General features: G+C 65.1%; 7 protein-coding genes. 3 read left to right on the forward strand and 4 right to left on the reverse strand.

Features of this window, described 5'->3' with window-relative positions; translation table 11 throughout:
• Positions 1-177: 177 nt before the first annotated feature.
• The 3 genes from folD to fixL all read right to left on the reverse strand — a co-directional run bounded on the left by folD (position 178) and on the right by fixL (position 4428).
• Positions 178-1038, reverse strand: a complete 861-nt coding sequence (gene folD, locus BCO18175_RS33515) for a bifunctional methylenetetrahydrofolate dehydrogenase/methenyltetrahydrofolate cyclohydrolase FolD (RefSeq protein WP_060063379.1) — start codon at positions 1036-1038, stop codon at positions 178-180.
• Positions 1039-1276: 238 nt separating this feature from the next.
• On the reverse strand, positions 1277-1915 hold the full coding sequence (gene fixJ, locus BCO18175_RS33520) for an oxygen response regulator transcription factor FixJ (RefSeq protein WP_006493245.1): 639 nt from the start codon (positions 1913-1915) through the stop codon (positions 1277-1279).
• Positions 1912-4428 carry an oxygen sensor histidine kinase FixL gene (gene fixL, locus BCO18175_RS33525; RefSeq protein WP_174967299.1) on the reverse strand — a complete coding sequence of 839 codons (2517 nt, stop codon included), beginning with the start codon at positions 4426-4428 and terminating at the stop codon, positions 1912-1914. Before fixL ends, fixJ begins: the two co-directional genes overlap by 4 nt.
• Positions 4429-4701: 273 nt before the next feature.
• Between fixL and aceE the strand changes: the two genes are divergently transcribed.
• The 3 genes from aceE (at position 4702) to lpdA (ending at position 11160) form a co-directional block, all read left to right on the forward strand.
• Entirely contained in the window at positions 4702-7398 is a 2697-nt protein-coding gene (gene aceE, locus BCO18175_RS33530; RefSeq protein WP_174987326.1) for a pyruvate dehydrogenase (acetyl-transferring), homodimeric type, read from the forward strand.
• A 68-nt stretch (positions 7399-7466) separates the two neighbouring features.
• Positions 7467-9116 (forward strand): dihydrolipoyllysine-residue acetyltransferase, encoded by a 1650-nt coding sequence (gene aceF, locus BCO18175_RS33535; RefSeq protein ID WP_174987328.1) that lies wholly within the window; start codon positions 7467-7469, stop codon positions 9114-9116.
• Between the two features lie 277 nt (positions 9117-9393).
• Complete coding sequence (lpdA, locus tag BCO18175_RS33540; RefSeq protein WP_174918824.1) at positions 9394-11160, forward strand: dihydrolipoyl dehydrogenase; 1767 nt, start codon at positions 9394-9396, stop codon at positions 11158-11160.
• 202 nt (positions 11161-11362) lie between these two features.
• Here the strand turns inward: lpdA and BCO18175_RS33545 are convergent, their stop codons facing one another.
• A complete protein-coding gene (locus tag BCO18175_RS33545; protein ID WP_174918823.1) occupies positions 11363-11929 on the reverse strand; it encodes a phasin family protein in 567 nt (188 codons plus the stop codon).
• Between the last annotated feature and the right edge of the window lie 31 nt (positions 11930-11960).

Raw genomic sequence — 11960 nt, forward strand, 5'->3', positions numbered from 1 at the left:
ATATCGACATTATTGGGGCGCATCGCGCGCTTTCCAATCGTTAGTTTCTAACGACGCGATTGGCGCGGGGTCGAATGCGGAGGGGAGACGTCTGGTGGCGCGGCCGACGCCGTGTAGTGCGGCGAGGCCGGCGAGGCGCCGGCGCGCGGAATCGCACGCCGGCTGAACGGGCAGGGGTCAGGCGGCCGCGTCGGCGGCGCGCTCGGCGGCTTCGATCGTGTTGATCAGCAGCATCGTGATGGTCATCGGGCCGACACCGCCCGGCACCGGCGTGATGTGGCCGGCCACTTCCTTCACGCCCGCGAAGTCGACGTCGCCGCACAGCTTGCCGGCGTCGTCGCGGTTCATGCCGACGTCGATCACCGTCGCGCCGGGCTTCACCATGTCTGCGGTCAGGATGTTGCGCTTGCCGACCGCGGCCACCACGACGTCGGCCTGCCGCGTGTGCGCGGCGAGGTCACGCGTCTTGCTGTGGCAGATCGTCACGGTCGCGCCGGCGTCGAGCAGCATCATCGCCATCGGCTTGCCGACGATGTTCGAGCGGCCGATCACGACCGCGTTCGCGCCCTGCAGCGGAATGTCGTGTGCCTCGAACATCTTCATCACGCCGTACGGCGTGCACGGGCGGAACAGCGGCTTGCCGGTCATCAGCGCGCCGGCGTTCGCGATGTGGAAGCCGTCGACGTCCTTCTCCGGCGCGATCGCCTCGATCACCTTGTGGCTGTCGATGTGCGCGGGCAGCGGCAGCTGGACGAGGATGCCGTGGATTTTCGGGTCGCGGTTCAACTCGTCGATGCGCGCGAGCAGGTCGGCTTCCGACAGCGTGGCCGGGTACGCATCCTTCAACGAGAAGAAGCCGTTGTCCTCGCACGCCTTGATCTTGTTGCGCACGTAGACTTCGCTCGCCGGGTTGGCGCCGACGAGGATCACCGCGAGACCGGGCTGGTGGCCGCGTGCTGTCAGGGCGGCGGCGCGTTCGGCGGCCTGTGCGCGCAGGGTCTTCGAAAGGGCGTTGCCGTCGATGAGGAGGGCTGTCATGGTGGTGGTCCTGCCGGGAAGTTGGAATGCGGTCGTGCGGCGCCAGAAGCGTCGCAGCAAAGCACGCGATTATACCGTTCGCCTGCTGCCGTCCGACAGCGAATAAGCAGGAAGCGTCATGGCCGCGGCGCTCGTGCGCCGGGAGAGCGGCCGCCGCCGCGCGAGTGGGCCGCATCGCGCGGGGCGGCCAGGGCTGGCTGCGGGCCGGGCGGGCAGGGCCGCCGCGGCCGGCGCTCGCTCAGGCCTGCTTCTTCGACAGCGCGAGGCGCAGCAGGTCAGCCACCGTGTTGACGTTGAGCTTTTCCATGATGTTCGCGCGGTGCGCTTCGACCGTCTTGATGCTGATGCCGAGATCGTCGGCGATCTGCTTGTTCAGGCGGCCCGCGATGATCCGTTCGAGCACCTGCTGCTCGCGCGCGGTCAGCTTCGACAGGCGTTCGCTCGCGGCACGCTGTTCCTGGACGCTCTTGCTTTCGCTTCGGGCCTTGTCGAGCATCCGCTCGACGAGCTTGCGCAGCTCGGCTTCGTCGAACGGTTTCTCGATAAAGTCCATCGCACCCTTTTTCATCGTCGAGACGGCCATCGGCACGTCGCCGTGACCCGTGACGAAGATGATCGGCAGCGCGGCATTGTCGGCAATCAGGCGCTCCTGCAGTTCGAGGCCGCTCATGCCCGACATCCGGACGTCGAGGATCAGGCACGCGATCTGGCCGGCCTGCTGCGCAGGCTGGTAGGCATCGAGGAACTGCTCGGCGCTCGAGAAGCATTGCACGCGATAGCCGTTCGCCTCCAGCAGCCAGCGCAGCGAGTCCCGTACGGCCTCGTCGTCGTCAACGACAAAGACGGTTTCCTGAGTGGTGGTGACAGGGCTATTCATAGTTCTCCCGTAACGGTATGTGATGCCGATGCCTCGCGCCCCCCTTGGCCGAGATCAGCGGGTTCCCCAATGGGCAGACTGCAGTGGAACGTTGCGCCGGAAATGCGGCCATCCGGCTCAACGTTGTTGACCACCCACAGACGCCCCCGATGCGATTCGATGATCGAACGACAGATGTTCAGCCCCATGCCCATGCCATCGGACTTGGTGCTGTAAAACGGTTCAAACAGGCGCTCGGCGGTCGCTTCGTCGACGCCCGGCCCCTGGTCGATCACGCGGATGTCGACGAAGCCCGCCTCGATGTCGGCGACGACGCGGATCACGCCGTCCACCGACGCCGGCTTCACGTCGGCCATTGCTTCGGCCGCGTTCTTCATCAGGTTCACGAGCACCTGCTCGATCAGCACGGGGTCGACATAAATAATAGGCATTCTTGCGAGGATTTCCGTGACGATCCGGATCCTGCGCTTCCTGGCCTCGATTTCGGCGAGCCCGACCGCGTCGGCGACGATGTCCGCGACGCGCGCCGGCTGGCGCTTCGGCTCGCTGCGCTTCACGAATTCGCGGATCCGCTTGACGATCATCCCCGCGCGCAGCGCCTGCTGCGCGGTCTTTTCCAGCGCGGGCTGCAGCGTCTCCGGCGTGCCGCGGCCGCTCTTCACGAGCGCGAGCGTGCCCGAGCAGTAGTTGTTGATCGCGGCGAGCGGCTGGTTCAATTCGTGAGCAATCGACGACGCCATTTCACCCATCGTCATCAATCGGCTCGTGAACTGCAGCTTCTCTTCCTGCTGGTGCGCGAGTTCCTGCGCCTTCTTGCGGGTCGTGATGTCGGTTGCGATCTGCATCTGCGCGAGGTGGCCGTCCACCCACTGGATGTACTGGCGGCGCACCTCGAACCACTTCTGGATGCTTTCGACGTACACCTCTTGCGCATCAGCGGTGCTGCTCGTCAGCGCGGCGGCCGGCAGGCCCGCGAACGCGTCGACCATGTCGATCGAGTCGGACGATGCCTGCGCGCGGTCGAAGCCGCCGCCCGACAGCTCGAGATGGCCGTCCGGGCGAATGCCGAACAGGTGGCGGTAGTAGCGGTTCGCGAACAGCAGCTCGGCCTCGTCGGCGGCCAGCACCGACACTGCCGCGTCGAGGCTTTCGAGTACCGTCGTGAAGCGCTCGTGCGCGGCTGCGAGTTCCTCGCGCGCGCGCTTCGGCTCGGTGATGTCCGTCATCGACGACATCCAGCCGGTCTGGCGGCCCGAGCTGTCGATCAGCGGCGACACGTACAGGCGCGCATGGAACAGCGTGCCGTTCTTGCGCCGCACGCGCAGCTCGAAGCCCGAGCTCGGCGCCTTGCCGCGCAGCGTCATGTCGAGCTGGCGCTGCATTTCCGGGTAAGCGTCGCGCGGCCAGTAGGGGAACGGTGCGACCTTGCCGACGAGGTCGGTTTCGTCCCAGCCCGTCATCCGGCAGAACGCCGGGTTCACGTGCGTGATGCGGCCGTGCATGTCGAGCACGCGCATGCCGATCAGCACCGAGTTTTCCATCGCGCGGCGGAAGAACGCTTCCGCGTACAGCGCCTGCTGCGCCTCGAAGCGCTGCCGCGTGTGCTTCCACAGGCTCCAGAGGCTCCACAGCACGAAGCACGACAGGCCCGCGACGAGCCACACGAGCGTGTTGTTGGTCAGATTCGTGAGCTGCGGGAATGCATACACGCGCACGGTCAGCCCCTGGCCGGGCGGATCGAGCGGCAGGTCGTAGTGCGAGTCGCGCGGTAGGCGCGGGCGCGTCGACGTGGACGACAGCTCGCGGTTGTTCGCGTCGGTGATCGAGATCTTGTACTTCGACGACAGCTCTTGCGGGATGTCGTGCTTCAGGATGCCTTCGACCGAGAACACCGCGGCGATCGCGCCGAGGTACTCGCGGTCGCCGCGCATCACCGGTGTCTGCAGCGTGATGAAGCCGTTGCCGAAGTCGTCGTAGATCAGCGGCGAATAGGCCTGGCGGCGCGTGCTGCGCGCCTCGTCGTAGGCGCCGCGCACGGCGTCCTGCATCTGCGCTTCGCCGGGTTTCGCGAGCCGCTGGCCGAGCAGCGGCGGATGCACGGTCGGCCAGCGCTGCACGCCGGGCGACGTGTACCAGTTCAGGTAGAGGATTTCCGGATGCGTTTGCATCACGTCCGCGACGGCCATCTGGAACGCGTTCTGGTCGAGACGGCCGGATGCGAGATCGCGCGACAGCGCCTGGAGCTGTTCCTGCGCACCCGTCATCGACAGGCGGATCTGCTGCTGAGCCCACGCGACGTTACGGAAGAGGGTGTCTTCCTGCTGCTGCTGTTCGCGGCGATTGAGGCTCCACAGGATGAGGCTCATCACCACCAGGAACACGAGGATCGACAGCAGGGGCGTCAGCAAATAGGAATTGGACCACCACGGTCCGTGGTGCCAACGGGACGGCTGCGACTCCGCCGGCGGGCCAGACGGTCGCGCCGAGCGTGCGAAAAGCCGATCGGTCAACATGGCAGGATTGTAGCGCAGCGCAATACATGGAAAACCTATACCGGATATGTTGAACGGAAACGGATTTGTTCAGCCGCGGCGTGCCTGAGCGCCCCGAAATATGGGTGCAGCGCAGCAATATTTCGCATTGCGAGAAAAGATCTCACAATTCGAAAATTTTGTTGCGCATGCCCGCGCACGCTCATTACAATCCGTTCGAGCTTGCCCGCAGCCGGTCGCGTCGCGTCGTCTGCACGAGAGCGATCCTCACATTCCAGGACCCAGGAGACGAGAATGTCCGCTGTACCGAACGAAGTGATGAAATATGTCGCCGCCGAACGTGACGACGACCCGCAAGAAACCGTCGAGTGGCTGGAGTCGCTCGATGGCGTGATCTCCTCCGTGGGCACCGGCCGTGCGCATTACCTGATTGAAAAGCAGATCGAGTTCGCCCGCATGCACGGCGAACACCTGCCGTTCTCCGCCAATACCCCGTACATCAACACGATCCCGGTCGCCGCGCAGGCGAAGATCCCGGGCGACCAGGACCTCGAGCACCGCATCCGTTCGTACACGCGCTGGAACGCGCTGGCGATGGTGCTGCGCGCAGGCAAGGACACGAACGTCGGCGGCCACATCGCATCGTTCGCATCGGCCGCGACGCTCTATGACGTCGGCTACAACCACTTCTGGCACGCAGCGTCCGAGCAGCACGGCGGCGATCTCGTGTTCGTGCAGGGCCACTCGTCGCCGGGCGTGTACTCGCGCGCGTTCCTGCTCGGCCGCCTGAAGGAAGAGCAGCTCGACAACTTCCGTCAGGAAGTCGACGGCCAGGGCATTTCGTCGTACCCGCACCCGTGGCTGATGCCGGACTTCTGGCAGTTCCCGACCGTGTCGATGGGTCTCGGCCCGATCATGGCGATCTACCAGGCGCGCTTCATGAAGTACCTGCAGGCGCGCGGCATCACGAAGACGGAAGGCCGCAAGGTGTGGGCGTTCCTCGGCGACGGCGAGACCGACGAGCCGGAATCGCTCGGCGCGATCGGGATGGCGAGCCGCGAGAAACTCGACAACCTCGTGTTCGTGATCAACTGCAACCTGCAGCGTCTCGACGGCCCGGTGCGCGGCAACGGCAAGATCATCCAGGAACTCGAATCGGAGTTCCGCGGTGCCGGCTGGAACGTGATCAAGGTCATCTGGGGCAGCCGCTGGGATGCGCTGTTCGCACGCGACAAGTCGGGCGTGCTGATGCGCCGCATGATGGACGTCGTCGACGGCGAGTACCAGACGTACAAGTCGGAATCGGGCGCGTTCGTGCGCGAGCACTTCTTCAACACGCCTGAACTGAAGGCGCTCGTCGCCGACTGGTCGGACGACGACATCTGGGCGCTGAACCGCGGCGGCCACGATCCGCACAAGATCTACGCTGCGTTCCACGAAGCCAGCAACACGAAGGGCGCGCCGACTGTCATCCTCGCGAAGACCATCAAGGGCTACGGGATGGGCGAGTCGGGCCAGGCGATGAACATCACTCACCAGCAGAAGAAGCTGCCGGTCGAGCAACTGAAGAAGTTCCGTGACCAGTTCCGCCTGCCGATCACCGACGAGCAGATCGCCGACGTGCCGTACCTGAAGTTCGAGGAAGGCTCGAAGGAACTCGAATACATGCGCAAGCAGCGCATGGACCTCGGCGGCTACCTGCCGCATCGCCGCGAGAAGGCGACGTCGCTGCCGGTGCCGGCGCTCGACGCGTTCGAGCCGCTGCTGAAGGGCACGGGTGAAGGTCGCGAGATCTCGACGACGATGGCGTTCGTGCGGATCCTGAACATCCTGCTGAAGGACAAGGCGCTCGGCAAGCGCGTCGTGCCGATCGTCCCGGACGAATCGCGCACGTTCGGCATGGAAGGCCTGTTCCGCCAGATCGGCATCTGGAACCAGCAGGGCCAGAAGTACGTGCCGGAAGATTCCGACCAGCTGATGTTCTACAAGGAATCGGAAACCGGCCAGATCCTGCAGGAAGGCATCAACGAAGCGGGCGGCATGTGCGACTGGATCGCTGCGGCGACGTCGTACTCGACGCACGGCGAGATCATGCTGCCGTTCTACATCTTCTATTCGATGTTCGGCTTCCAGCGGATCGGCGACCTGGCATGGGCCGCGGGCGACATGCGTTCGCGCGGCTTCCTGCTCGGCGGTACCGCGGGCCGCACGACGCTGAACGGCGAAGGCCTGCAGCACGAAGACGGCCACTCGCTCCTGTGGGCGGCATCGGTGCCGAACTGCGTGAGCTACGACCCGACCTTCGGCTACGAACTCGCGGTGATCATCCAGGACGGCCTGCGCCGCATGGTGGCGGACCAGGAAGACGTGTACTACTACATCACGGTGATGAACGAGAACTACGAGCACCCGGCGATTCCGCAGGGCGAGCACGTGGCGGCCGACATCATCAAGGGCATGTACGCGTTCAAGAAGGCCGACGCCGACCAGAAGGCACCGCGCGTCCAGCTGCTCGGCGCGGGCACGATCTTCAACGAAGTGATCGCTGCCGCCGAACTGCTGAAGAACGACTGGGGCGTCGCCGCCGACCTGTGGAGCGTGCCGAGCTTCACCGAGCTCGCGCGCGAAGGCCACGAGATCGAACGCTGGAACCTGCTCCATCCGACCGAAGAGCGTCGCCTGTCGCACGTGCAGAAGTGCCTGAAGGACACGCAGGGCCCGGTCATCGCATCGACCGACTACGTCCGTGCGCTGGTCGACCAGATCCGCGGCCAGATCGATCGCCGCTTCGTCGTGCTGGGCACGGACGGCTTCGGCCGCTCGGATACCCGCGAGAAGCTGCGTCACTTCTTCGAAGTCGACCGTCACTGGGTCACCGTCGCCGCGCTCAACGCGCTGGCCGACGAGGGCACGATCGAGCGCAAGGTGGTCGCGGAAGCGATCGCCAAGTACAACCTCGATCCGTCGAAGCCCAACCCGATGACCGTTTAACGCACACGCCGTGTGATGCCGCGCGCCGCTCCCGCGAGGGGCGCGCGCGGCCATGGAGACAGAAACAGATGAGTCAAGCGATCGAAGTGAAGGTGCCGGATATCGGCGATTACAAGGACGTCCCGGTGATCGAGATCGGCGTGAAGGTCGGCGATACCGTCGAGCCGGAGCAGTCGCTCGTCACGCTCGAGTCGGACAAGGCAACGATGGACGTGCCGAGCCCGGTAGGCGGCGTCGTGAAGGAAATCAAGGTCAAGGTGGGCGATTCCGTGTCGGAAGGCTCGCTGATCATCCTGCTCGAAGGCGGCGCCGCGGCGCAGGCGAACGGCGCGGCAGCGCCCGCCGCTGCACCGGCTCCGGCGGCAGCGCCGGCACCGGCTGCTGCTGCACCCGCGGCCGCACCGGCAGCGAGCGGCGGCACGCTCGAAGTGAAGGTTCCGGACATCGGCGACTACAAGGACGTGCCGGTGATCGAGATCGGCGTGAAGGTCGGCGACACGGTCGAGAAGGAGCAGTCGCTCGTCACGCTCGAGTCGGACAAGGCGACGATGGACGTGCCGAGCCCGGCAGCAGGTGTCGTGAAGGAAATCAAGGTCAAGGTGGGCGATTCCGTGTCGGAAGGCACACTGATCGTGCTGCTCGAAGCCGCAGGTGCGGCGGCTGCCGTACCGCAGGCGAGCGCACCGGCTCCGGCCGCTGCCGCTCCGGCGCCGGCACCCGCCGCAGCACCCGCGCAGGCCGCACCGGCACCGGCTGCTGCCGCGCCGGCTCCGGCCGCCGCGCCGTCGGGCGAATACCGCGCCAGCCACGCATCGCCGTCGGTGCGCAAGTTCGCGCGCGAGCTCGGCGTCGAAGTCGCTCGCGTGCAGGGTTCGGGTCCGAAGGGCCGCATTACGAAGGAAGACGTCACGGGCTTCGTGAAGGGCGTGATGACCGGCCAGCGCGCAGCACCGGCCGCGGCAGCCGCGCCGGCAGGCGGCGGCGAGCTGAACCTGCTGCCGTGGCCGAAGGTCGACTTCTCGAAGTTCGGCCCGTTCGAAGCGAAGCCGCTGTCGCGCATCAAGAAGATCTCGGGCGCGAACCTGCATCGCAACTGGGTAATGATCCCGCACGTCACGAACAACGACGAAGCGGACATCACCGAGCTCGAAGCGCTGCGCGTGCAGCTGAACAAGGAGCACGAGAAGGCGGGCGTGAAGTTCACGATGCTCGCGTTCGTGATCAAGGCGGTCGTCGCCGCGCTGAAGAAATTCCCGACGTTCAACGCGAGCCTCGACGGCGACAACCTGGTGTTCAAGCAGTACTACCACGTCGGTTTCGCCGCGGACACGCCGAACGGTCTCGTCGTCCCGGTGATCCGCGATGCGGACAAGAAGGGTCTCGTCGATATCGCGAAGGAAATGGCCGAGCTGTCGAAGGCCGCACGCGACGGCAAGCTGAAGCCGGACCAGATGCAAGGCGGCTGCTTCTCGATCTCGTCGCTCGGCGGGATCGGCGGCACGAACTTCACGCCGATCATCAACGCGCCGGAAGTGGCGATCCTCGGGTTGTCGCGCGGCCAGATGAAGCCGGTGTGGGACGGCAAGCAATTCGTGCCGCGTCTGACGCTGCCGCTGTCGCTGTCGTATGACCATCGCGTGATCGATGGCGCGGAAGCCGCGCGGTTCAATGCGTATCTCGGCGCGTTGCTCGCGGATTTCCGTCGCATCATTCTTTGATGAGCGGGGGAGCTCGCGGGGGCGTGGGGGTTTTGTTTGTTATCCGCGCCCTGTCGTTGAACCTGTTTTGCTAACGGTCTATTAGCGTCGCCCCTGCGCGGGGCGGCGGTCACTTTTCTTTGTCTTCCAAAGAAAAGTAACCAAAAGAAAGGCGCGTCCTTGGGCGGACGGCAAAGGTGGTCCTGCCCCAGGTTCGCGTTTTCCTTCAGGCCGTAGTCTTGGGTTCTTTCGCGGGTTTCTCCCCCTCTGTCTGCAGCTAATCAAGAAGGGGACAGTAATGAGTCTCATCGAAGTCAAGGTTCCGGATATCGGCGATTTCAGCGGCGTCGATGTCATCGAAGTCAACGTCAAACCCGGCGACGTGATCGAAAAAGAGCAAACGCTCATCACGCTCGAATCCGATAAAGCCTCCATGGAAGTGCCCAGCGACGTCGCCGGCACCGTCAAGGAAATCAAGGTCAAAGCCGGCGAGAAAGTCTCGCAAGGCACCGTCATCGCCATCGTCGAAGCAGCAGCAGGCGCCGCCGCTCCCGCGAAAGCAGCGGAACCGGCCAAGCCCGCAGCAGCTGCGCCGGCACCGGCCGCCGCCGCTCCGGCGCCCGCGCCGCAAGCCGGCAGCTACGCAGGTGCAGCCGACATCGAGTGCGACATGCTCGTGCTCGGCGCCGGCCCCGGCGGGTACTCGGCCGCGTTCCGCGCTGCCGACCTCGGCATGAAGACCGTGCTCGTCGAACGCTACTCGACGCTCGGCGGCGTGTGCCTGAACGTCGGCTGCATCCCGTCGAAAGCACTGCTGCATACGTCGCTCGTCGTCGAGGAAGCCGCGGCGCTCGCGTCGCACGGCATCACGTTCGGCAAGCCCGAGATCAACCTCGACAAGCTGCGCGACTTCAAGTCGGGCGTCGTCAAGAAACTGACGACGGGCCTCGCCGGCATGGCGAAGGCACGCAAGGTCGAAGTCGTCACGGGCGTCGGGTCGTTCGTCGATCCGTATCACATGGAAGTGCAGGGCGAGAATGGCAAGAAGGTCGTCCGCTTCAAGCAGGCGATCATCGCGGCCGGTTCGCAATCGGTGAAGCTGCCGTTCCTGCCGGAAGACCCGCGCATTGTCGATTCGACCGGCGCGCTCGAACTGCGCCAGCAGCCGAAGCGGATGCTCGTGATCGGCGGTGGCATCATCGGTCTCGAAATGGCGACGGTCTACTCGACGCTCGGCGCCGAGATCGACGTCGTCGAAATGCTCGACGTGCTGATGAACGGCGCGGACCGCGATCTCGTCAAGGTCTGGGAAAAGTACAACGCGAAGCGCTTCGGCAACGTGATGCTGAAGACCAAGACGGTCGGCGCGGAAGCGAAGGAAGACGGCATCTACGTGACGTTCGAGGGCGAGAAGGCGCCGGCAGAGCCGCAGCGCTACGACCTCGTGCTCGTCGCGGTGGGCCGTAGCCCGAACGGCAAGAAGATCGGCGCCGACAAGGCCGGTGTGGCCGTGACGGATCGCGGCTTCATCGACGTCGACAAGCAAATGCGCACGAACGTCCCGCACATCTTCGCGATCGGCGATATCGTCGGTCAGCCGATGCTCGCGCACAAGGCCGTGCACGAAGGCCACGTCGCAGCGGAAGCCGCGCACGGCGAGAAGTCGTACTTCGATGCGCTGCAGATCCCGTCGGTGGCCTACACCGATCCGGAAGTGGCCTGGGCCGGCAAGACGGAAGAGCAGTGCAAGGCCGAAGGCATCAAGTACGGCAAGGCCGTGTTCCCGTGGGCCGCTTCGGGCCGCGCGATCGCGAACGGCCGCGACGAAGGCTTCACGAAGCTGATCTTCGATGAGGAAACCCATCGCGTGATCGGCGGCGGCATCGTCGGCCTGAACGCGGGCGACCTGATCAGCGAAGTGTGCCTCGCCGTCGAGATGGGCGCGGACGCGGAAGACATCGGCAAGACGATCCATCCGCACCCGACGCTCGGCGAATCGGTCGGCATGGCCGCCGAGCTGTACGAAGGCGTCTGTACGGACCTGCCGCCGCAACGCAAGAAGTAACGCAGCCGGCACGGCCGGCAATCTGCCGGCCACGAAAAAACGCCGCTTCCCGGGCAATCCGGGCGGCGGCGTTTTCTTTTATTTGCGGCCGATGCTCAAACGACCGTTCGAGAACGACCGGCAATGTGCCGGTTCCAGCGTGTTCCGACGCCAGAAACGAAAAAGCCGCGCTGGGCGCGGCTCTTTCAGGAGCAGGGGACGCTTACGCGGCCGGCTTGCTCGTACGACGTGCAGCAGCGGCGGTAGCAGCCTTCGTTGCGACGGCAGCAGCAGCGTTGAAGTTCGTTTCAGCGATTTCGACGGCTTGCTTCGCTGCCTTCTGAACCGTTTCGTACGTGGTGTTCGCAGCGTTCAGTGCCGACTTCAGTGCGGCGACAGCCGTTTCCGAACCGGCCGGGGCGTTCTTCGCGACGTTGTCGACGAGTGCCTGGACCTTCTTGTTCTGCTCTTCGAATTGCGCTTCGGCAACCTTCGCGAACTCGGCTTGCGTCGACGATGCGATTTCGTACAGGTGACGGCTGTACGACAGGACCTTTTCCGCGGCCGGCTGCGACAGGCTGGCTTGCAGCGCGATCAGTTCCTGCGCGTCCTTCACCGACAGCAGGCGCTGTGCGTTTTCCTGGCCCTCTGCCAGCGTCGACTTCACGACTTGCAGGTTCAGTTCGATCAGCTTTTCGACGCCTTCGAACGCCTTGGCGGTCAGACCGAACAGGCTTTCGAGGTTGGCTTTCTGTGCAGCGGCGATTTGCTCGGGGGTCAGCAAGGACATGTCAAGCTCCTGAAAAGCGATCGCGTCGATC

This window comes from Burkholderia lata, from assembly GCF_902499335.1.
In the GTDB taxonomy this organism is placed as follows: domain Bacteria; phylum Pseudomonadota; class Gammaproteobacteria; order Burkholderiales; family Burkholderiaceae; genus Burkholderia; species Burkholderia lata_B.